The 21052-nt window shown below is 55.0% G+C and carries 20 protein-coding genes; 9 read left to right on the forward strand and 11 right to left on the reverse strand.

The genetic code is table 11. The features are described from left to right. Nucleotides 1-364: 364 nt before the first annotated feature. From HB664_RS22860 to HB664_RS17900, 4 genes are all read left to right on the forward strand, one after another. Nucleotides 365-1249 (forward strand): YadA C-terminal domain-containing protein, encoded by an 885-nt coding sequence (locus HB664_RS22860; protein ID WP_258235823.1) that lies wholly within the window; start codon nt 365-367, stop codon nt 1247-1249. 210 nt (nt 1250-1459) lie between these two features. After that, the gene (locus HB664_RS17890; RefSeq protein ID WP_143346747.1) at nt 1460-1894 is read left to right on the forward strand and encodes a hypothetical protein; all 435 of its coding nucleotides are present in this window, start codon (nt 1460-1462) and stop codon (nt 1892-1894) included. Nucleotides 1895-2207: 313 nt separating this feature from the next. Beyond that, complete coding sequence (locus HB664_RS17895) at nt 2208-3584, forward strand: diaminobutyrate--2-oxoglutarate transaminase (protein ID WP_014884533.1); 1377 nt, start codon at nt 2208-2210, stop codon at nt 3582-3584. Nucleotides 3585-3602: 18 nt separating this feature from the next. Further along, complete coding sequence (locus HB664_RS17900; protein WP_023312433.1) at nt 3603-5069, forward strand: aspartate aminotransferase family protein; 1467 nt, start codon at nt 3603-3605, stop codon at nt 5067-5069. A 36-nt stretch (nt 5070-5105) separates the two neighbouring features. Here the strand turns inward: HB664_RS17900 and HB664_RS17905 are convergent, their stop codons facing one another. The 4 genes from HB664_RS17905 to HB664_RS17920 all read right to left on the reverse strand — a co-directional run bounded on the left by HB664_RS17905 (nt 5106) and on the right by HB664_RS17920 (nt 9466). Next, nucleotides 5106-5621, reverse strand: a complete 516-nt coding sequence (locus HB664_RS17905) for a protein disulfide oxidoreductase (RefSeq protein WP_219939930.1) — start codon at nt 5619-5621, stop codon at nt 5106-5108. Nucleotides 5622-5697: 76 nt separating this feature from the next. Continuing rightward, a complete protein-coding gene (locus HB664_RS17910) occupies nt 5698-7878 on the reverse strand; it encodes a polysaccharide biosynthesis tyrosine autokinase (protein WP_219939931.1) in 2181 nt (726 codons plus the stop codon). A gap of 14 nt (nt 7879-7892) precedes the next feature. Further along, the gene (locus tag HB664_RS17915) at nt 7893-8327 is read right to left on the reverse strand and encodes a protein-tyrosine-phosphatase (protein ID WP_033146006.1); all 435 of its coding nucleotides are present in this window, start codon (nt 8325-8327) and stop codon (nt 7893-7895) included. Then, nucleotides 8327-9466, reverse strand: a complete 1140-nt coding sequence (locus HB664_RS17920; protein WP_219939932.1) for a polysaccharide export protein — start codon at nt 9464-9466, stop codon at nt 8327-8329. The genes HB664_RS17915 and HB664_RS17920 overlap by 1 nt, the downstream gene beginning before the upstream one ends. Nucleotides 9467-9951: 485 nt before the next feature. On the opposite strand from HB664_RS17920, the gene HB664_RS17925 reads away from it, so the two are divergent. Together HB664_RS17925 and HB664_RS17930 are read left to right on the forward strand one after the other, a co-directional pair. Next, nucleotides 9952-10284 carry an RcnB family protein gene (locus HB664_RS17925; RefSeq protein ID WP_023336316.1) on the forward strand — a complete coding sequence of 111 codons (333 nt, stop codon included), beginning with the start codon at nt 9952-9954 and terminating at the stop codon, nt 10282-10284. Further along, entirely contained in the window at nt 10235-10714 is a 480-nt protein-coding gene (locus HB664_RS17930; RefSeq protein WP_033146561.1) for a GNAT family N-acetyltransferase, read from the forward strand. The genes HB664_RS17925 and HB664_RS17930 overlap by 50 nt, the downstream gene beginning before the upstream one ends. Before the next feature lie 96 nt (nt 10715-10810). Here the strand turns inward: HB664_RS17930 and apbC are convergent, their stop codons facing one another. Then, a complete protein-coding gene (gene apbC, locus HB664_RS17935; protein ID WP_029740176.1) occupies nt 10811-11920 on the reverse strand; it encodes an iron-sulfur cluster carrier protein ApbC in 1110 nt (369 codons plus the stop codon). Nucleotides 11921-12057: 137 nt separating this feature from the next. Between apbC and metG the strand changes: the two genes are divergently transcribed. Next, nucleotides 12058-14091: a methionine--tRNA ligase gene (gene metG / locus HB664_RS17940; RefSeq protein WP_217071568.1), complete on the forward strand. Its 2034-nt coding sequence runs from the start codon at nt 12058-12060 to the stop codon at nt 14089-14091. A gap of 107 nt (nt 14092-14198) precedes the next feature. On the opposite strand, the gene HB664_RS17945 is transcribed toward metG, so the two are convergent. The 3 genes from HB664_RS17945 to HB664_RS17955 are packed head-to-tail and all read right to left on the reverse strand — an operon-like array spanning nt 14199 to nt 17114. Further along, on the reverse strand, nt 14199-14669 hold the full coding sequence (locus HB664_RS17945) for a DUF1456 family protein (RefSeq protein ID WP_023312442.1): 471 nt from the start codon (nt 14667-14669) through the stop codon (nt 14199-14201). Between the two features lie 46 nt (nt 14670-14715). Next, entirely contained in the window at nt 14716-15435 is a 720-nt protein-coding gene (gene btsR, locus HB664_RS17950; protein WP_023312443.1) for a two-component system response regulator BtsR, read from the reverse strand. Further along, on the reverse strand, nt 15429-17114 hold the full coding sequence (locus tag HB664_RS17955; RefSeq protein ID WP_023312444.1) for a sensor histidine kinase: 1686 nt from the start codon (nt 17112-17114) through the stop codon (nt 15429-15431). Before HB664_RS17955 ends, btsR begins: the two co-directional genes overlap by 7 nt. A gap of 217 nt (nt 17115-17331) precedes the next feature. On the opposite strand from HB664_RS17955, the gene mlrA reads away from it, so the two are divergent. Together mlrA and HB664_RS17965 are read left to right on the forward strand one after the other, a co-directional pair. Further along, nucleotides 17332-18072, forward strand: coding sequence for an HTH-type transcriptional regulator MlrA (gene mlrA / locus HB664_RS17960; RefSeq protein ID WP_033146010.1), 741 nt, complete (start codon nt 17332-17334; stop codon nt 18070-18072). A 69-nt stretch (nt 18073-18141) separates the two neighbouring features. After that, nucleotides 18142-18255 (forward strand): protein YohO, encoded by a 114-nt coding sequence (locus tag HB664_RS17965; protein ID WP_008500895.1) that lies wholly within the window; start codon nt 18142-18144, stop codon nt 18253-18255. On the opposite strand, the gene HB664_RS17970 is transcribed toward HB664_RS17965, so the two are convergent. Genes HB664_RS17970 through HB664_RS17980 form a run of 3 tightly spaced genes read right to left on the reverse strand, consistent with a single transcriptional unit; the run spans nt 18230 to nt 21051 of the window. Beyond that, nucleotides 18230-18967: an ABC transporter permease gene (locus HB664_RS17970; protein ID WP_064672827.1), complete on the reverse strand. Its 738-nt coding sequence runs from the start codon at nt 18965-18967 to the stop codon at nt 18230-18232. The two genes, HB664_RS17965 and HB664_RS17970, sit on opposite strands and share 26 nt — an antisense overlap. Next, on the reverse strand, nt 18951-19901 hold the full coding sequence (locus HB664_RS17975; protein WP_039263145.1) for an ABC transporter ATP-binding protein: 951 nt from the start codon (nt 19899-19901) through the stop codon (nt 18951-18953). The genes HB664_RS17970 and HB664_RS17975 overlap by 17 nt, the downstream gene beginning before the upstream one ends. After that, entirely contained in the window at nt 19894-21051 is a 1158-nt protein-coding gene (locus HB664_RS17980) for an ABC transporter permease (RefSeq protein WP_219939933.1), read from the reverse strand. Before HB664_RS17980 ends, HB664_RS17975 begins: the two co-directional genes overlap by 8 nt. Nucleotide 21052 lies beyond the last annotated feature (1 nt).

Consider the following 21052-nt stretch of genomic DNA (forward strand, 5'->3'; position numbering starts at 1 on the left):
TAAACTTCTTTCGCATGAAAGAATAAGAAAGTATTAATTTATTTAACTCTATTAAACATTTGTACTTTCATCAATAGCTTAACGCTTCCCTTGATTTATCGCACAATCCATAAGTTAATGTATACATTAAATATACCTCCTCGATACAGCACCCTGCCCTTTCATTTATTCATATCATTTATGATTTAGATCAAAATCATAAATTTGAGTTTAATTGATAGTTTATTCACGCGATTAAAAAAGGTCTGGGCAATGAATGTCCTGTATTGAGATACAAAAATACAGACATCTTCATGCTCACTAAAGCCAAAACTGTTCTGCTTAAATTTGTTTTTTTAATACGTTAATGAAGTGAGTCCTTCGAATGAAACTTTTCAATAAATCTGTTATTTCTGTTTTTATATTTGGGGTGGTCGCCGGTAGCGCCATGAATATTACCAACGCTGCTGCTGCCGTTTGGGATGACGCATCAATCACAGATATTGTGAATGACCATCAAGACCAAATTACGCAAAACAGGGTCGATAGCATTGCTCGCGATCTCTCAACTGAAAATCGCTTAACGCAGGTGGATAGCGACCTTCAATCCACTAAATTAGGTGTTTTGGTTATTGAGCAAGCCACAAATGACGCTTACCAAAAAGCCTTGCTTGCTGGTGCGCTTGCAGATACCGCCAATCAAAAAAGCGATGCGGCTTTACAGGGCGTTATGACGAACGGCACAGAAATTATCAATATGGAAAACGTTAACAAAGTGCAAGATAACCGTCTTGATAGCCTGGAAAATGCCCCTAAACCCACTAACGGCGTAGATGGCAAAGATGGTAAAGATGGCGTGACGACCACCGTGACGCACATGCAGGTAGACGCAGCAACACAAACTAAAGTGGCTAATAATACCCAGGCAGTTACCGCCACCGCACAGGATCTGCTGGCAACGAAACAGACGTTACAGGCAATGAATAACAATACCAACCAGCAATTTAAATCACTGCACGATGAAGTAGATAATAATAAGAAGCAAGCCAACGCCGGCATTTCAGGTGCCATGGCGATGGCAGGATTACCGCAGGTACAAACGAATCAGCATGTTATGTTCTCTGCTGGCGGAGCCACATACAATAGTGAAAGCGCCCTTGCCGTTGGGGCATCCGTTAACTTTAGTTCACATGTGATCGCGAAAGTGAGCTTCTCTGATGATACCGCCAATAATATGGGAGCGTCAGTTGGCGTCGGAATGGGCTTTTAACGATATAGAACTTAAGCATTATTAACCGGCGCCATTACGTTAATAACCCCCTTGCCTCCGGCAAGAATAGCGATGACAGAAAAAACATGCTCAGACATATCATTATTTCAGCGACCCTGTATCTGATGCTCATTGGCGTCGGTATTTGGATCGGCATGATGTACGTCTCCTATTATCTGTACGTTTTATAAGGTGAACAAAAGTTTAGCCATGAAAACTCAATTAATATGGATTGCACTGATGTTAACGGTAGCGACAACACCGGCTCATGCGATTAACGCGCACTATCGTGCTCAATTAGAACGTTCAGGATGTACTGAGATGAACGCGAATGACGGCTCTTGTGATATCCACAAAACAAAAGCCCAAAATGCGGCGCAGCACGCAACAGCTGCGGGCCACGACCCTTTGCGTGAAGCCACTTTTACATCGGATGCGGTTAACGCCACGATTTCAAATGGCTTTTTTAACGCCACCATTAACGGCAAAAAGGCCACCGTTAAGCGTCTGAATGCTCATTTCTATGAGATCCACGGTAATGGTTTTGTTATATCGCTAAGCATTGATGAGAACGGCATTACGGCGGCGTCCTGGAATAAGACGACGGGGCGTAACCACGGCATTTTGCAGGTGTCGCAGAAATAAAGCGAACAAGGAGGCAGTCTGCCTCCTTTTCGGTCAGCGAATGGCACGATTTGTCACACTCTTTTTTATGAATTTACAGTCAGGGCAGAACACACGTAACATTCTGTTTTTCTTTACCATAAAGTGCAATTTTCTTTCTTAAAAAGGGGATATCCCCTCCCCTGAGCGCCATGTCACAAAACAGTAAACAAATTAACCATTGAGCCCCGTGGCAAAAGGCTCTATATTGGCGGCGTTTTTTTCAGGCCCCCATCTGTTTTTTAACTTTTTATTCAATCGTGGCTCATAACGAAGCGGCGGTTGTAGGAGTGATATGATGACGGATAAAGTCCGTATTGACACCGTAGATGCCCACAAAAGCAACGAAACCTATCTGGCCCGTCAGGCCGAGTTTGAATCTAACGTCAGGAGTTATCCGCGCAAACTGCCTTTAGCCATCACTAAAGCAGAAGGCGTGTGGATCACCGATGCAGATAATAAAGAATACCTTGACTGTTTAGCAGGCGCGGGGACCCTTGCGCTTGGCCATAACCATCCTGATGTGCTGAAAAGCATCCAAAATGTCATTACCAGCGGCTTGCCGTTACATACCCTGGATCTGACTACGCCTCTTAAAGACGCGTTTTCTGAATACCTGCTCTCTCTGCTGCCTGGTCAGGGCAAAGAGTACTGCCTGCAGTTCACCGGGCCATCCGGTGCTGACGCCGTTGAAGCGGCGCTGAAGCTGGCGAAAAAAGTGACCGGTCGTAGCGGTATCATCAGCTTCTCTGGTGGTTACCACGGTATGACCCACGGCGCGCTGTCCGTGACCGGCAACCTGTCTCCGAAAGAAGCGGTTGACGGTATGATGCCAGAAGTGCAGTTCATGCCTTACCCGCACGAGTACCGTTGCCCGCTGGGTATCGGTGGTGAAGCGGGCGTGAAAGCGCTGACGTACTACTTCGATAACCTGATCAACGACGTTGAAAGCGGCGTGCGTAAACCTGCTGCGGTGATTCTGGAAGCCGTTCAGGGCGAAGGCGGCGTGAACCCGGCTCCGGCTGAGTGGCTGCAGCGCATCCGTAAAGTGACTCAGGAACACGGCATTCTGCTGATCCTCGACGAAGTTCAGGCTGGCTTTGCCCGTACCGGTAAATTCTTCGCCTTCGAACACGCAGGCATTGAGCCAGACATCATCGTGATGTCTAAAGCCGTAGGTGGCGGTCTGCCGCTGGCCGTTCTCGGTATTAAAAAGCAGTTTGACGCATGGGCACCAGGTCACCACACCGGTACCTTCCGCGGCAACCAGCTGGCGATGGCGACCGGCCTGACCACGCTGAAAATCCTGAAAGATCAGAACATCGCGGGCAAAGTTGCCGCTCAGGGCGAATGGCTGAAAGGCCAGCTGAAAGAGATGGCGAAACGCTATCCTGTTATCGGCCACGTGCGCGGTCTGGGCATGATGATCGGTATTGAGATCGTTAAGCCACACGAAGCCGCTGACCACATGGGCTGCTTCCCGGGCGACGGCGAGCTGTCTGCACTGATTCAGAAGAAGTGCTTCGAAGCCGGTCTGATTCTGGAGCGCGGCGGCCGTAACGGTATCGTTCTGCGTCTGCTGCCGTCTCTGCTGATCAGCGACGAAGAGCTGAAAATCTTCCTGGATAAATTTGAGCAGGCACTGCTTGCTGCGGGCGTTCGCCCGGCGTAACCGGAGTTATTGATTACGATGTCTGATTCAAACCCAATTTTGTTCTCCTCTGCGCAGAGCATTGAAGCTTACCAGCAGGCGATCGAACAAAGCACTCAGGCTGTGATGCAGTGGCTGAAACAGCCTGAGATGTACCAGGGCAAAACGGTCGCAGAGCTGCGCGACCGTATTAAGCTGGATTTCAACCCGAAAGGGCTGGGCAACGAAGCGGCGATTGAACGCGCCGTGGAGTTCTTCCTGAAAGACAGCTTGTCCGTTCATCACCCGCAGTGTGTGGCGCACCTGCACTGCCCAAGCCTGGTCGTAAGCCAGGCGGCGGAAGTGCTGATCAACGCCACTAACCAGAGTATGGACTCCTGGGATCAAAGCCCGTCCGCAACCATTATCGAGATCAAGCTGATCGAGTGGCTGCGTACCCGCGTGGGTTATCAGGCCGGCGACGCAGGTGTCTTCACCAGCGGCGGCACCCAGAGCAACCTGATGGGCCTGATGCTGGCTCGCGATGCGTTCTTCGCGCGTCAGGGTCACTCCGTTCAGCAGGACGGCCTGGTCGGCGATCTGCGCAAAATTCGCGTACTGTGCTCTGAAAACGCACACTTCTCCGTGCAGAAAAACATGGCGCTGATGGGTCTGGGCTACCAGTCCGTCGTGCAGGTGAAAACGGACGAATTCTCCCGCATGGATCTGACCGATCTGGCGGCGAAAATCGAACAGTGCAACGCGAACGGCGAGCAGATTCTGGCGATCGTCGCAACGGCAGGTACCACCGATGCCGGTGCTATCGACCCGCTGCGTGCGATTGCAGAGTTGGCCGCGAAGCAGAACATCTGGGTACACGTTGATGCGGCCTGGGGCGGCGCGCTGCTGATGTCTGAGCAGTATCGTCACTACCTGGACGGCATCGAGCTGGTGGATTCCGTCACTCTGGACTTCCACAAGCAGTTCTTCCAGACCATCAGCTGCGGCGCGTTCCTGCTGAAAGAAGCGCGTCACTATGAGCTGATGCGCTATCAGGCGGCCTACCTGAACTCCGAGTTCGACGAAGAAGCCGGCGTGCCTAACCTGGTGTCAAAATCTCTGCAGACCACCCGTCGTTTTGACGCGCTGAAGCTGTGGATGAGCCTGGAAGCGCTGGGGCAGGAGCAATACGCGGCGATCATCGATCACGGCGTGACCCTGGCGCAGCAGGTTGCGGCCTACGTGAAAGAGCAGCCTGCTCTGGAACTGGTTATGCAGCCACAGCTGGCAAGCGTTCTGTTCCGCTTCCGCGGACAGGTTCAGATGGATGACGCGGGCATCGCCCTGCTGAACCAGAAAATTGGTGATGCGCTGCTGGAATCCGGCCGTGCGAACGTTGGTGTGACCGAGCACAACGGCGTCACCTGCCTGAAGCTGACGCTGCTGAACCCAACCGTGACGCTGGAAGATATTAAAATCCTGCTGTCTCTGGTGGAGCGCACCGCGCAGGAAGTTCTGGCTAAGTAATACAGCACCCCTCTTCCGCCGGGAGAGGGGTTATTTTTATACGCCTACCCACCACATCCTTAATTTTAAACCCCAGTAGCTCGTCCAGCCCGTCGTGGTGCTGACCACATTACCCTTCGACACAATGACCAGCGTCGGCGTGACGCTCACCTGCCACTGCTGCGACAACGCACCGTTTTCATCGTTAATCACCGGCATTTTCAGCTGTTTCTTTTCAACCCAGCGCGCAAGCTTTGCGTTATCGCCGGAACGCATGGCAATGCTTACGACGTTGCCCCCCTCTTTCGCCAGTTTATTGACCGAAGGCGTCGTGTAACGGCATATACTGCACCAGGTGGCCCAGACGTAAATCAGCAGCGGGCGTTCCTGGCTCAGCGCCGCGATATCGTGAATATTGCCGTCGATGCTCTGCATCGGGGTTGCACTAAAACTGGCGGGGAGTGTCGGTTTTCGGTACCGATCAAAACCCCACACTACGGCCAGCGTCAGCAGAACGAGTATGATCCCTTCCCGCGCCCAGCGGCGCAGTCGACTGATTTTGCGGTTATCCATTGTGACCTCATGTTTCAACGAAGGTCATCTTAACGGGCAATACGCCATCACGCTGTAAAGAAATGTCGCGTCAGGTTTACTCCTGGGTATAACCGTAGTCGTAATGGCTATATCCCGAGTTGTAATAGAGCGCAGCCGATTTCACGATATCATTGAGGATCGCGCCATTCACCTGCACACCCATCTGCTGCAGACGCTTCAGGCAGTTCTCGATCTCCTTGACGCTGGTTTTACCAAAGCGGGCGACCAGAAGCGTGGTCGCCGCTGCTCTGGCTATCAGCAAGGCATCCGTTACGGCAAGCACGGGTGGGGTGTCGACAATCACGATGTCATACAGTTTGTCTATCTGCGACATTACGGCCTGGAAGCGTTCACTCATGAGCAGCTCAACGGGATGTGAAGGTTGGGGTCCGCAGGTCAATACATCAAAACCGCCTTTCTCGACGCGTTGAACCGCCTCCTGCCACTCAACGGCTCCTCCGAGCACGCAGGATAATCCACGATGATTGTGCAGTTGGAAAACATTGTGGACATATCCCTTGCGCATATCAGCGTCAATAAACAGCACTCGCTGTCCGGCCTGAGCGGCAATCGACGCCATTGAAGTACTGACCAGCGTCTTTCCGCAGTCCTGCGTGGGGCCAGACACTACGACGATCCGGTTTGTGGCATCCATCATGGTAAAATGCAGACTGGTGCGCAGCCCGCGCACCGCCTCGACAAACATATCTGCCGGGCGGTCAACGGGCAAAAAAGGAACATTCGACGTCCTGTGCTTCCATCGGGAAGCAAACAGGGTTTTCCTGCGCAGGTGCGTTTTTTTCCAGAGCCATACCGAGCGCGGAAGCGTCGCCAGAAGCGGTATCCCCTGCACTTCCAGTTGTTCAGACGAGGTAATGCCCCGATTAAAGGCTGAGCGCATTAAAACCATGCCGGCAGAGAGCATCAACCCCATCAGCATACCCAGTACGATAATTAGCGCTTTGTGCGGTTTGATCGGATCTGGCTTCGTAACGGCCGGGTCAATAATCCGCACGTTCCCGATAGCGCTGGAGCGCGAGATACTCAGCTCTTGCTGACGCGTCAGCAGCTGCAGATATATGGTACGCCCGGATTCAACGTCACGACTCAGGCGCAAGATTTCCTGCTGCGTGGAAGGCATGGATGAGACGCGGTTATTCAGGCGCGCACGCTCCCGCTCAAGCGTTTGTTTCTTCTCCCGCAAGGCACGGTAAGTGGGATGGTCCTTTTTGAAAAGCTGGGAAACCTCTGCTTCGCGAAACGTCAGCTCGTTAAGCTGGTTTTCCACGTTAACCACCTGATCAAGCACTGACTTAGCCTCCAGAGATAAGTCGACAGAATCGCGTTGCTCTCTGTAGGCATTCAGTCTCGCTTCGGCTTCATCCAGCTCCCGGCTGATCTTAGGTAATTGCTCCTGTAAGAACGTGAGGCTGCGGGAATCTTTCGCTTCCTGGCGCGCAATATTCTGGCTGAGAAAATTTTCAGTAATGGTATTAAGTACCGTGGCGATCCTGGCGGGGTCTTCACCCATTAACGTTAATAAGATCATACCGCTTTGTTTCGCCGACTCAACAACCGTAAGCCTGTTCTGAATGGCGTTGATGGCGTCAAGCCTTGAGACGGTTTCGAGGGTAAATTGGGTGCCTGGTTCTGCGCTGAGGGATGTCACCAGAAGCGATAATCCATTTTTAAGCAGCGTTTTCCCCACGATGCCGTCTGCTTCAAGCGTTTTTCCCTCAAGACGATATCGCCCTTTTTCCCGTACGGTGAGTAAAAGCGTTTGTGGCTTACCTTCCAGAAGGGGAATAGTCAGCGCGCCAATCGTTATTTCAGCGGATTTACGTCCCTGCACGTATTCTAACAAAGGCCCGATGACGGGAAACACGCGCCGCCTGACGTAGTACGTCAACCCTAATTGATCGATGGTTTCTCCCAGGATCATCCGTGATTTAAGGAGTAAAAGTTCCGGCGCGACGTCAGGTGAGAGATCGGGCCCGAACGGAGTCAGGTTCTTGAGCAGTGAGTTATTCTGCTTCGCTTCAACCTGTATCAGGGCATCAGCCTGATAAACTGGCGTGGCGCTGAACGCATATATCCCCGCACATACCGTGAGCAGGAGCGTGACACACGCGATCGTCACCCGGTGATCAAACATCTCAGCAAGCAACTGAAGAAGATCGATCTCATTATTCTGCGGTGTCGCAGCCTTATATTTCTCTGATTTAGAAGACGACATAACGGCATCATTCCTTATTGACTCAAACGACGAGCCCATTCCTGACTGGCTTTTCCCAATTGCTCGAAAACATATTCATAGGCTTCACGACTTTTGTTGTAAGGGTCGGGAATGTCCCTGATGTCCAGCCATTGTCCAAAGAGCAGCGATTTTCCCCGGTTCTCCGGGGCCATTGTGGCAATGAAACGGAGGTGTTCCGGCCCCATCACCAGGATCAAATCGGCTTGTTGCAACAGGTTACGCGTCACCTTGCGGGCAATATGCCCCTCCAGCGAAACGCCATGACGCCGGGCCACAGCCTGCGCAGCCGCATCCGCCGGATGCCCCTCAAGCCCCAAAATACCTGCCGAGTTCACCTGCTTGCCGGGTAATTGCTGTCGCAACAGCCGCTCACCAATCGGTGAACGGCAAATATTGCCGGTGCAGACCACTAAGATTGACTGGAACATTACTGCGGCCACGATCTGATGTAACGAACGGTTTCGGTCAGGTCATGAACGCCGCTGATGGTAGGCACCAGCTGGGAGATCACGCGATTCCAGCGTGATAACGGTGCCGTGGTGACGTAGACAATGTCATACGGTTCCAGCTGGAATTCCGTACCCAGCACCATGGCTGAGGCATCTTCCGCATTGAGTTGATAGATGTTGGCAATTTTGCCCGTGTCGACTTTTTCCGTTACCTGCCTGATAACAAAAATGCCGGTTGCATCAGCCATATTTTGGTTAAGCCCCCCCGCATTGCCCAGGGCTTCGGCCAGCGTCATGCCGCTACGATCCATCTTAAGCGTGCTCTGTTTAACCACCTCGCCCATCACGAACACTTTCAGCGCGTCGTTTCGGGGAATAAACAGGATATCGCCTGAATAAAGCAGCTTATTTTGCATCAAATCGCCATGCTGCATCAGTGCATAGAGCGAAAGGCGGGAGTCCTTGCCATCATGCGTCAGCACGACGTTACGCCAGTCGGCATCCGCAGAAAGACCGCCAGCGGCGTTAACCGCATCCATCACCGTCAGCGGAATATTGGTTATGGGTTGCTGGCCTGATTTTTCGACCTCTCCGGTGACATAGGCTTTTTGGGAACGGAAGGCGGCAACGCTGACGTCCACCTGCGGGCTCTCAATGACTTTATCCAGTCGAGATGTAATCTCTTCACGTACCTGTGAAACCGTTTTTCCCGCCACCCGCAGCTTACCGACGTAGGGATAAAAGAGCGTACCATCGGCGTTGACCCAGTTGCCGGCATCGCTCGCACTACGATATTGTCCCGCGGGCGTCGTTAATTCAGGGTGATCCCAGACGGTGACCGTCAGGATGTCGCCTGTGCCAATACGGTATTCCCAGTTTTTGATCTGCTCATCCAGATTAGGATTTGCCTGAGATTTCGACACGGTCGGAAGTAGTTTTTCAATTAATCCCGGCGTCAGTGGAAAAATCTCCACGCGCTTATCAAGCTGATAATTGTTCTCTTCCACAGAAATGACTTTTTTCCCGGATACGCTTAAGTTCTGACCTGAGGAAAAAACACACCCTGCCAACTGACTAACAGTAAGAAATAAAAGAGAAAATGCAGTTATATTTTTCATTTATATAAATATTAGTTTTTTAACGTTATGTTTATTGTTAAACCTGCAAAGAGATTCGAGCTAACACCATGAAATTTAATTATTTATTTTCCTTAACATGAGTTTATGGCATAATTAACCGCAACCCATCAGCTCTCTAGTAAAAACAATGAGAATACTCAGTCTTCTAAAAAGTAAGTGAGTACGTTTCACCCGACGACGATATTAAATCTTGTTGAGTGAGAAAGCATTCGTATAGAAGTCCAATTTTGACTTAGAAAGTTATTTTTAGAATTGATGAATGAAATAATAAATATTAAAAATACATTACACAGAAAATATTCACCACAATGATAAACATCATCCAGTTTGACTACACAAAACCGTCCACTTTTGTTACATTTTTTCTCAAACATACCCTGCGTTGATACTTAAAATGGACTGTCTGCTCCGCTTTGCACGACCTGCAGACGAAAAGTATCTGTAACGATATCACTGGAGAAAAAATGGCTAAGCGTAAATTGCTGCTTCTGGGTGTATTACTGTCTCTGGCGGGATCCGCATTCGCTGCCCCGCAAACGGCCGCTGCGCCATCGGGCATCAAGGCCTATGAAGAACAAGAGTTCATCGCTGACTTTACGAAATTCAAGATTGGCGACACGGCGCCGGCGCAGTACCAAACGCCGGAGTACACCATCAAACAGTACCAGCTGCGTAACCTGCCGGCTCCGGATGCCGGAACCCACTGGACCTACATGGGTGAGAACTACGTACTGATCGGCGATGCTGATGGCAAGATCTACAAAGCCTACAATGGAGATATTTTCTATCACCGCTAACGCAATTCTGATTCGCCCCTGGCAGGAAAGCGACCGCCCTTTCCTGCGCACGCTCTACCTCCACGCCCGGCGTGAAGCCTGGCCATGGCTGGACAGCGCGGACTGGCAGCTTGAAGACTTTGACGCGGCAACCTGCGACGAAGTGATTTGGGTTGCTGTTCAGAACGGTCATCGCCTGGGTTTTGCCTCCGTCTGGACGAACGATAATTTCCTGCACAACCTGTTTGTCGATCCGCAGTATCAGAGCCTGGGCGTCGGGCATGAGTTGCTTGAACACGTACAGAAGACGTTTACCAGTACGGGTTCACTTAAGTGCCTGGTGAAGAATGCGCGGGCTATTGCGTTTTACCAGCGACACGGCTGGCACATAGAGGCGACGGGTAATTCTCCGGACGGAGAGTATTATTTGATGCACTATCGGTTGAGTTAAAGTCGGGTGGCGGCTTCGCCTTACCCGACCTACGTGATGGTGCCCATTTGTAGGCCGGGTAAGCGAAGCGCCACCCGGCAATTAGGAGCTGAGGAATTACACCGCGCGGAACGCGATTTCCCCCGGGATGATTTCGCCCTGCCAGTAGAGCTGCGCCGCAACGCGTCCCGCCAGCTGGCGATACATTTCCGCAAATTCGCTGTCCGGACGGCTGACCACCGTTGGCTTTCCGCTGTCCAGATCTTCACGCAGGGTAATGTGCAGCGGCATCTGTCCCAGCAGCTGGGTGTGATACTTCGCGGCCAGTTTTTCTGCGCCACCCGTACCGAAGATAGGTTCGTGGTGACCGCAGTTGCTGCAGATGTGCATGCTCATGTTCTCGACGATACCGAGCACCGGCACTTCCACCTTCTCGAACATCACGATGCCTTTTTTGGCGTCGATCAGCGCGATATCCTGCGGCGTAGTCACGACGACCGCCCCCGTGACCGGAATGTTCTGCGCCAGCGTCAGCTGAATGTCACCGGTGCCCGGCGGCATGTCCAGCACCAGATAATCCAGATCCGGCCACATCGTCTCCTGCAGCATCTGCAGCAGCGCTTTGCTGGCCATAGGGCCGCGCCAGACCATGGCGTTATCGTCGGTCACCAGGTAACCGATGGAGTTGGTCGCCAGACCGTGAGCCATAATTGGCGCCATGTGGGTCCCGTCCGGCGAGGTTGGGCGCTGGTTTTCCGCGCCCAGCATGTTAGGAATAGACGGACCGTAGATATCCGCATCCAGAATGCCGACCTTTGCCCCTTCCGCTGCCAGCGCGAGCGCCAGGTTAACGGCGGTAGAGGATTTCCCTACTCCGCCCTTGCCCGAACTGACGGCAATGATATTTTTCACGCCGTTCACGCCAGGCTGGTTTTTCACGCGCTTCAGCGTGGCGATGCTGTGGCTCAGCTTCCAGTCAATCGCCTTCGCACCGGTAATGCGCAGTAGCTCAGAACTGGTCTGCTCTTTCAGCGCGTCAAAGGCGCTGGTCCAGACGAACGGCATCTGCAGCTCAATGTGCAGGGTATCGTCCAGCCAGGCAACGTGGTGTAACGCTTTCAGCGTAGTGAGGTTGTGCTTCAGGGTTGGATGCTGAAAGTTAGCCAGCGTCCCGGCGACCATTGCTCGTAAGGCTTCCGGTGATTTGGCCTGGGATTGAGAACTCATCCCGACTCCTTTGTTCTTGTGAATAAGACCTTAGATGAACAAGTTTACCTGAAAGGCCGTGGTTTGTGCTTACTTAATAATGCCCCTTTTGGTAATATCGAAAACCCTTTTCACAGTTAAAAGAAGTAATGCCTACTATGACTCAAGTCGCGAAGAAAATTCTGGTAACGTGCGCACTGCCGTACGCCAACGGCTCAATCCACCTCGGCCACATGCTGGAGCATATCCAGGCTGATGTCTGGGTCCGTTACCAGCGAATGCGCGGCCACGAGGTTAACTTCATCTGTGCGGACGATGCTCACGGCACGCCGATCATGCTGAAAGCACAGCAGCTGGGGATCTCCCCGGAGCAGATGATTGCCGAAATGAGTCAGGAGCATCAGACTGATTTTGCTGGCTTTGACATCAGCTATGACAACTATCACTCCACGCACAGCGACGAAAACCGCGAGCTGTCGGAGCTGATCTACACCCGCCTGAAAGAGAACGGTTTTATCAAAAACCGCACTATCTCTCAGCTGTACGATCCGGAAAAAGGCATGTTCCTGCCGGACCGTTTCGTCAAAGGCACCTGTCCGAAATGTAAATCCCCGGACCAGTACGGCGATAACTGCGAAGTGTGCGGCGCGACCTACAGCCCGACCGAGCTTATCGAGCCGAAATCCGTGGTATCCGGTGCCACGCCTGTGATGCGTGACTCCGAGCACTTCTTCTTCGACCTGCCGTCCTTCAGCGAAATGCTGCAGGCGTGGACCCGCAGCGGCGCGCTGCAGGAGCAGGTGGCGAACAAAATGCAGGAGTGGTTCGAATCCGGCCTGCAGCAGTGGGATATCTCCCGCGATGCGCCGTACTTCGGCTTTGAAATCCCGAACGCGCCGGGCAAATACTTCTACGTCTGGCTGGACGCGCCAATCGGCTACATGGGCTCCTTCAAGAACCTGTGCGACAAGCGTGGCGACACCGTCAGCTTCGACGAATACTGGAAGAAAGATTCCACGGCAGAGCTGTATCACTTTATCGGTAAAGACATCGTTTATTTCCACAGCCTGTTCTGGCCGGCGATGCTGGAAGGCAGCAACTTCCGCAAGCCAACCAACCTTTTCGTACACGGCTACGTGACGGTGAACGGCGCGAAGATGTCCAAGTCTCGCGGGACGTTCATTAAGGCCAGCACCTGGCTGAACCACTTCGACGCGGACAGCCTGCGCTACTACTACACCGCGAAGCTCTCTTCCCGCATCGACGATATCGACCTGAACCTGGAAGATTTCGTGCAGCGCGTGAACGCGGACATCGTCAACAAGGTGGTGAACCTGGCCTCCCGTAACGCGGGCTTTATTGCCAAACGTTTTGACGGCGTGATGGCGGCTGAACTGGCTGATCCTGCCCTGTACAAAACCTTTACCGACGCGGCAGCCACCATTGGCGACGCGTGGGAAGCGCGCGAGTTCGGTAAAGCCGTGCGCGAAATCATGGCCCTGGCCGACCTGGCAAACCGCTATGTGGACGAACAGGCACCGTGGGTTGTCGCGAAACAGGAAGGTCGTGATGCCGATCTGCAGGCCATCTGCTCCATGGGCATCAACCTGTTCCGCGTGCTGATGACGTACCTGAAGCCGGTTCTGCCGCAGCTGGCAGCCCGCGCTGAAGCGTTCCTGAACACCGAACTGACCTGGGATGCCATGGCGCAGCCGCTGCTCGGCCACAAGGTGAACACCTTCAAGGCGCTGTACAACCGCATCGAGATGAAGCAGGTTGAAGCCCTGGTGGAAGCGTCTAAAGAAGAGGTTAAAGCGGCTGCGGCACCGGTGACCGGCCCGCTGGCAGACGATCCGATTCAGGAAACCATTACCTTTGACGATTTCGCCAAAGTCGACCTGCGCGTGGCGCTGATCGAAAACGCGGAATTCGTGGAAGGTTCTGACAAGCTGCTGCGCCTGACGCTGGATCTGGGCGGCGAGAAGCGTAACGTCTTCTCCGGCATCCGTTCAGCCTACCCGGACCCGCAGGTGCTGATCGGTCGTCAGACCGTGATGGTGGCGAACCTGGCGCCGCGCAAAATGCGCTTCGGCATCTCTGAAGGGATGGTGATGGCCGCAGGCCCTGGCGGGAAAGATATCTTCCTGTTAAGCCCTGATGAAGGCGCGAAGCCTGGCCAGCAGGTGAAATAACAAAAAAGCCGGAGATAATCTCCGGCTTTTTTTATGGCATTTTGTTTTCTCCCTCTCCCTGTGGGAGAGGGTCGGGGTGAGGGCATCAGGCCGCACCCATTCCGCAATCACGCCTTCGGGTGATGCACCCGGTGGGTCAGCCCGCGCAGGAAATTACGCAGGAACTGGTCGCCGCACTCGCGGTAGTTTTTGTGGTCCGGCGCGCGCATCATGGCGGTCACTTCCGGCACGGATACGCGGTATTTTTGCTCCGTCATGATCGCCACGATATCGTCCGTTTTCAGCGAGAACGCGATGCGCAGCTTTTTCAGTACCGTGTTGTTGTTCACGCGACGCTCCAGTGCCAGCTCCGGCGCGGCCGGATCTTTGCCACGCTTATCGTAAATCAGGCCGTTCAGGAAACCCGACAGAATAATGTCCGGACAGCGAACGAAGCCCTCTTCATCTTCTTTGGTCATCCAGGTATCGAAACCGGCAGACGTGGATTCCATGTCCGACAGCGCAAGAATGCGCACCATGTCGTTGTTGTTTGCTTTCAGGGTGTAGCGCAGGCTACGAAGAATGTCGTTACTTAGCATAGAGCCTTCGAATGTCGATGATGCAATGGCGCGCAGTGTACCAGTTTTACAGGCCAATCGCCTCTTTCAAACTCTTGAGATAGCGACGGCTGACGGGTACCGTTTGCCCGGCACGCAGCACCAGCTCGGCCTGGCCGTTATCTTCCAGGCGGATCTCCTTCAGGTGCGCCATGTTCACCAGATACTGGCGGTGGCAGCGGATCAGCGGCGTGCGGCTCTCCAGCGTGCGCAGGGTCAGCTCGGTAAACCCTTCGTTCCCTTCCGCGCTGGTGACAAACACCCCGCTCAGGCGGCTGCTGACAAACGCCACATCATCCATCTGCAGAAGATAAATTCGGCTGTGCCCGGTGCAGGGGATAAACTTCAGCGGCTGCTGGTTTTCCGGCAGCAGCGTGACGTCCTGTACGGTTCGCTCCTGGCGTAAACGGGTGAGCGTTTTTTCCAGACGCTTCTCTTCAATCGGCTTGAGTAAATAGTCAAACGCGTGCTCCTCAAAAGCCTTAACGGCATATTCGTCGAACGCCGTCAGAAACACGATATAGGGGCGATGCGCCGGATCGAGCATGCCGACCATCTCCAGCCCGCTGATGCGGGGCATTTGAATGTCGAGGAACAGCACGTCCGGGCGCAGCTTGTGCACCGCGCCGATGGCCTCAATGGCGTTCGCGCACTCCCCCACAATCTCAATATCAGGCTGCTCCTGCAGCAGAACGCGCAGGTTTTCTCGTGCCAGCGGCTCGTCATCCACAATCAGCACTCTTAACATGCGTTTTCCTCCAGCGGCAGTCGTACGGTAATACGGGTAAATCGGTCTGGCTCACAGGCGACGGTAATGCCGCAGTCGTCGCCAAAATGAGCGCGCAGGCGTTTATCCACCAGGCTCATCCCTAAACCGCCCGAGGCGGAAGGCTGGTAAAGCCCGGCATTATCTTCAATATCCAGCACCAGATGGTGGTTGAAACGGCTGGCGGCAATGGTTATCTCCCCCGTTCCCAGAAGCTGTGACGTGCCGTGTTTAATGGCGTTTTCGACAATAGGCTGCAGGGTAAAGGCCGGGAGATGCTGATACGCCAGCTCGTCCGGAACGGAGAGCGACACCTGCAGGCGCGACTGGAAACGCGCCTGCTCGATCTGGAGATAGGCATTCACGTGCTCAATCTCATCGGCGAGGGTCACGATCTCAGACGGCCGTTTCAGGTTCTTACGGAAAAAGGTCGACAGAAACTGCACCAGCTGCGCGGCCTGATCGCTGTCGCGGCGGATCACCGCTTTGAGCGTGTTGAGGGCATTAAACAGGAAATGCGGGTTGACCTGAGCATGCAGCAGCTTAATTTCGGACTGCGTCAGCAGGGCTTTCTGCCGCTCATACTGCCCGGCGAGGATTTGCGCGGACAGCAGCTGGGCTATCCCCTCCCCCAGCGTTCGGTTGATGGAGCTGAACAGACGGTTTTTGGCCTCATACAGCTTGATGGTCCCCATCACCCGCTGATTTTCCCCGCGCAGCGGAATCACCAGCGTGGAGCCCAACTTGCACTGCGGATGCAGCGAACAGCGGTAAGGCACTTCGTTACCGTCGGCATACACCACCTCACCGGTTTCAATGGCGCGCAGCGTATAGGCTGAGGAGATCGGTTTACCCGGCAGATGGTGATCGTCCCCGGTGCCGGTAAAGGCCAGCAGCCGCTCGCGGTCGGTTATGGCCACCGCGCCGATATCCAGCTCCTTGTAGAGCACCTGCGCGACCTTCATGCTGTTCTCTTCGTTAAACCCCTGGCGCAGGATCCCTTCGGTTGAGGCGGCGACCTTCAGCGCCGTGGCGGAAAACGCCGAGGTGTACTTCTCAAACATGGCGCGCTTGTCGAGCAGAATGCGCATAAACAGCGCCGCGCCTACGGTGTTGGTGACCATCATCGGAGCGGCAATACTGCTGACCAGGTGCAGCGCATCTTCAAACGGACGGGCAATGAGCAGAATGATCGCCATCTGCGCCACTTCGGCCACAAAGGTAATGGCACCGGCGGTAAGCGGGCTAAAGACTTTATCCGGGCGGCCGCGTTTGATCATGTAGCTGTGCACCAGGCCGCCGAGCAGCCCTTCCACGATCGTTGAGATCATACAGCTGAGCGCCGTCATCCCGCCCATGGAATAGCGATGCAGCCCCCCGGTTAAGCCGACAAGCCCACCGACGACGGGACCACCCAGCAGCCCGCCCATCACCGCGCCGATAGCGCGCGTGTTGGCAATAGAGTCTTCGATATGGAGGCCAAAATAGGTCCCCATAATGCAGAAAATAGAGAAGGTAACGTAGCAGAGCAGCTTATGCGGCAGACGTACGGTAACCTGCATCAGCGGGATAAACAGGCGCGTTTTGCTCATCAGCCAGGCAATGACAAGAAACACGCACATCTGCTGAAGCAACAGCAGCACCAGATTAAACTCGTACATACTCAAAACCGCACACGCTAAAAACGCGTAACATACACTGATGCGGGTTTACTTTCTTTGAAGCATCCCAAAAAAGCGCAAAATCGTGTCCGTTATCACACCTTTTTCTGAATATCGCGCATGCTTCGCATTGTTTGTTCAAAAATCAATCAATCCTTCCTGGTTCGCCAAAGTGGGTCTACAGTTAAGCTGGGAACGCGTAAGCCAGGGGGCGAATATGGCGCTTTACACGATAGGTGAAGTGGCACTCCTTTGTGATATCAATCCCGTTACCCTACGGGCGTGGCAGCGACGGTATGGATTGCTTAAACCGCAGAGGACCGACGGTGGGCATCGCCTTTTCAATGAGGCCGATATCGACCGCATCCGCGAAATTAAAAGCTGGATCGACAACGGAGTGCAGGTCGGCAAAGTGAAGTCCCTGCTGAGCCATGATGACCCGGACACGCAACACCTCTGGCGCGAACAACAGGAAACCCTGCTGCGGCTTCTACAGGCGGGAAATCTTCAGCGCCTGCGCGCATGGATAAAAGAGCAGGGCCGCGACTATCCGGCACAGACGCTGATCAGCCATCTTTTCATTCCGCTCCGTCGACGTCTGCAATGCCAGCAGTCCACCCTGCAGGCGCTGCTGAGCATGCTCGACGGGGTACTGATCAACTATATTGCCGTCTGCCTTGCCTCAGCGAAGAACAAAGCCGGAAAAGATGCGCTGGTGGTCGGCTGGAACGTGCACGATACCACCCGCCTGTGGCTGGAAGCGTGGATTGCGACCCAGAAGGGCTGGCGCGTGGATGTCCTGGCGCACTCGCTGGCGCAGCTTAAGCCCGAGTTTTTCGACGGTCAGACCCTGCTAGTCTGGTGTGGAGAAGTGCCGTCCGCCACGCAGCAGCAGCTGCTGACGGAATGGCGAGAGAATGGTTACCCGGTTTATTCCCTTGGCCCGGATGAGCCATAACGGCATTTAATGGTTCATTAACAGCTGCGCTTCACCGTATAATTGTTCCGTTAACAACAGGAGCACATGATGAAGGCAACCAAACTGGCCATTATTACCCTTTTTGTCCTGATGGCCGTGAGCGGTATCGGCGGCGTGATGCTGGCAGGATACTCGTTTATTGTTCGCGGCGGTGTCGGCTGAGGTACAGCGCCAGCCGCTCAAAAAGGCGATCGACGACGATTGCCGCCAGCGCGACCAGCACCGCCCCCTGCACAATGTAAGCCGTATTAAACCCGCTCAGGCCGATAATAATCGGCGTTCCCAGCGTATTGGCACCGACCGTAGACGCAATGGTCGCCGTCCCGATGTTAATAATCACCGAGGTACGGATCCCGGCAATAATCACTGGTGCCGCAAGCGGCAGTTCAACCTTGCGCAGCCGCTGACCGCGACTCATCCCCATCCCTTCTGCCACGCTCAGCACCGACGCCGGTACCGCCGCGAGGCCCGCCAGCGTGCCCTGCAGCACCGGCAATACGCCGTATAAAATCAGCGCAATAATGGCGGGCTGCTGACCAAAGCCCATCACCGGCACCGCTATCGCCAGCACCGCCACCGGGGGAAACGTCTGGCCAATCGCCGCTATCGTCTCCACCAGCGGACGAAATTCTTTGCCCGCAGGCCGCGTGACCGCGATGCCTGCCCCAACCCCCAACACAACCGCGATGACGCTTGAGAGCGCCACCAGCCAGAGATGCGCCAGGGCGAGATTAATAAAGCTTTCCTGCTGATAAACCGGCCGCGGCAGCCCCGGGAAAAGAGCGTTAAACAGCGCCGCGCTGTGGGGCATCAGAAACAGTAAGGCGACAAAGAGCGCTACCAGCCAGAGGAGCGGATCACGCAGTGCCTTCACGCGTCACCTCCCCGGCCAGCAGATCGCGAAAATGTAAGGTTCCGCACGGCGTACCGCGCGAGTCCGAGACGGGCAATACCTCGCACTGGCGCGCGACAAACGCCGAGAGGGCATCCCGCAGGCTCATCTGCGCCTGTAGAGGTTCGCCGCTCACCGGTACCTCCTCCCGACGCATATAGTCGCTGACCGTCCGCAGGGAGAGCAGCCTCACGCCCAGCTCGCTGCGGCCAAAAAACTCGCGCACAAAGTCGTTCTTCGGCCATGTTAATAGCTCAAGCGGCGAGCCCTGCTGCACCACTTCGCCATGATCCATCAGCACCAGATGGTCGGCCAGGCGCAGAGCTTCATCAATATCGTGCGTCACGAGAACGATCGTGCGTCCGAGAATGCGGTGAATGCGGGTCATCTCCGCCTGCAGCGCCCCGCGCGTGACCGGATCCAGCGCGCCGAAGGGTTCATCCATCAGCAGTACCTGCGGGTTAGCCGCCAGCGCGCGCGCCACGCCCACGCGCTGCTGCTGGCCTCCGGAAAGCTGGTGCGGATAGCGGTCGCGCAGCGCGGGCTCCAGCCCCAGGAGCGACATGAGTTCATCCACCCGGTCAGCGATTTTTGCCCGCGACCATTTCTCCAGCTGCAGCACGGTGGCGATGTTCTGCGCCACCGTCCAGTGCGGAAACAGGCCGATAGACTGAATGGCATAGCCCATACGGCGGCGCAGCTCCAGCACCGGCAGGCTGCGGATCTCTTCCCCGGCAAAGCGGATCAGCCCGCTGTCGTGCTCAACCAGGCGGTTGATCATCTTCAGGGTGGTGGATTTTCCCGAGCCCGAGGTGCCAATCAGCACGGAAAACGCTCCCTCGGCAAAGTTCAGATTCAGGTGGCTCGCCGCCGGGCGACCGGCAAAGGTTTTACTGACATCATGAAATTCAATCATTGGCTCTTCTCCTGAGCAGCGCGAGCCATAAGGCAAACAGCGCGTCGACGACAACCGCCAGCGCAATCGTGGGCACCACGCCCAGTAACACCAGATCGAGGGCACTGCTGAGCAGCCCCTGAAACACCAGCGCGCCAAAGCCGCCCGCACCAATCAGCGCCGCTATCACCGCCATGCCGACGGTTTGTACCGCCACCACCCGCAGGCTGCGCAGCAGCAGGGGCAGCGCCAGCGGCAGCTGAATTTTCCAGAAACACTGCCGCGCGCTCATCCCCATCGCATGGGCGCTTTCAAGCACATCCGGCGCGACCTGACCCAGCCCCGCGACCACGCCGCGCACCAGCGGCAGCAGCGCATACAGCACCAGCGCGATAAGCGCGGGCGTTAACCCCGTTCCGGCTATGCCGAGCGTACCCAGCACCGGAAATGACTTCACCAGCCCCGCCAGCGGGGCAATCAGCAGGCCAAACAGCGCGACGGAAGGGATGGTCTGGATCACGTTGAGCACGGCAAACACCCCACCCTGGCGTGAAGGATGACGATAGCACCACATGCCGAGCGGTATCCCGATCAGTAGAGCCGGGATCAGCGTGCCAAAAAGGATCGTCAGGTGTTGCGCCAGGGCATCATCAAACACCTCCTGACGGTTGGCGTACTCTTTCAGCAGCGAGAGATTGTTCAGCTCACCGCTGAACAGCAGGAACAAGGGAATGCACCATATCTGCGCGTTGAGCACCCAGCGCCAGACGGCGCTGGTGATGAGTCGACGAATGGCGTCGCTGCTGGCCAGCAGACACAGCGCCAGCCACAGCCAGAGGCCGCTGCCCACCGTGGTTCTCGCCAGCGGGCTTTCCGCCGACGCCATATGGGTCGCCGCCAGCCCGGCGCTCCAGAACAGCACGATGAAGAGCCCTTCAGAGAGGAGCAGCGTCAGCCACTGCGCCGTGCGCCCTTGCCAGAGCGAAAGCGCAACCCACGCGCCCAGCGCCGCCGTCAGCCACCACGGCGTAAAGGACCAGACGTCCCAGAGAGAGCGCCCTTCCCCTGACATCAGGCGGTTAGGGGCGACATTCACAAACGGCAGCGCGACTGCCGCGATGGCCACGCAGGCCAACAGCAGCAGTACGCGGTTATGACATTTTATTGGCACA

This window comes from Enterobacter sp. DNB-S2 (assembly GCF_019443845.1).
In the GTDB taxonomy this organism is placed as follows: Bacteria; Pseudomonadota; Gammaproteobacteria; order Enterobacterales; family Enterobacteriaceae; genus Enterobacter; species Enterobacter asburiae_B.

Bases quoted from the DNA above. Each gene is read 5' to 3' on its own strand.
- HB664_RS22860 (WP_258235823.1), top strand. From the start codon at position 365: ATGAAACTTTTCAATAAATCTGTTATTTCTGTTTTTATATTTGGGGTG.
- btsR (WP_023312443.1), bottom strand. From the start codon at position 15,435: ATGTTAAGAGTGCTGATTGTGGATGACGAGCCGCTGGCACGAGAAAAC.
- HB664_RS17955 (WP_023312444.1), bottom strand. From the start codon at position 17,114: ATGTACGAGTTTAATCTGGTGCTGCTGTTGCTTCAGCAGATGTGCGTG.
- HB664_RS17965 (WP_008500895.1), top strand. From the start codon at position 18,142: ATGAAGGCAACCAAACTGGCCATTATTACCCTTTTTGTCCTGATGGCC.
- apbC (WP_029740176.1), bottom strand. From the start codon at position 11,920: ATGAGTTCTCAATCCCAGGCCAAATCACCGGAAGCCTTACGAGCAATG.
- HB664_RS17895 (WP_014884533.1), top strand. From the start codon at position 2,208: ATGATGACGGATAAAGTCCGTATTGACACCGTAGATGCCCACAAAAGC.
- HB664_RS17905 (WP_219939930.1), bottom strand. From the start codon at position 5,621: ATGGATAACCGCAAAATCAGTCGACTGCGCCGCTGGGCGCGGGAAGGG.
- HB664_RS17930 (WP_033146561.1), top strand. From the start codon at position 10,235: ATGGCAAGATCTACAAAGCCTACAATGGAGATATTTTCTATCACCGCT.
- HB664_RS17945 (WP_023312442.1), bottom strand. From the start codon at position 14,669: ATGCTAAGTAACGACATTCTTCGTAGCCTGCGCTACACCCTGAAAGCA.
- HB664_RS17900 (WP_023312433.1), top strand. From the start codon at position 3,603: ATGTCTGATTCAAACCCAATTTTGTTCTCCTCTGCGCAGAGCATTGAA.
- HB664_RS17920 (WP_219939932.1), bottom strand. From the start codon at position 9,466: ATGAAAAATATAACTGCATTTTCTCTTTTATTTCTTACTGTTAGTCAG.
- HB664_RS17925 (WP_023336316.1), top strand. From the start codon at position 9,952: ATGGCTAAGCGTAAATTGCTGCTTCTGGGTGTATTACTGTCTCTGGCG.
- HB664_RS17890 (WP_143346747.1), top strand. From the start codon at position 1,460: ATGAAAACTCAATTAATATGGATTGCACTGATGTTAACGGTAGCGACA.
- HB664_RS17915 (WP_033146006.1), bottom strand. From the start codon at position 8,327: ATGTTCCAGTCAATCTTAGTGGTCTGCACCGGCAATATTTGCCGTTCA.
- HB664_RS17910 (WP_219939931.1), bottom strand. From the start codon at position 7,878: ATGTCGTCTTCTAAATCAGAGAAATATAAGGCTGCGACACCGCAGAAT.
- mlrA (WP_033146010.1), top strand. From the start codon at position 17,332: ATGGCGCTTTACACGATAGGTGAAGTGGCACTCCTTTGTGATATCAAT.
- HB664_RS17975 (WP_039263145.1), bottom strand. From the start codon at position 19,901: ATGATTGAATTTCATGATGTCAGTAAAACCTTTGCCGGTCGCCCGGCG.
- metG (WP_217071568.1), top strand. From the start codon at position 12,058: ATGACTCAAGTCGCGAAGAAAATTCTGGTAACGTGCGCACTGCCGTAC.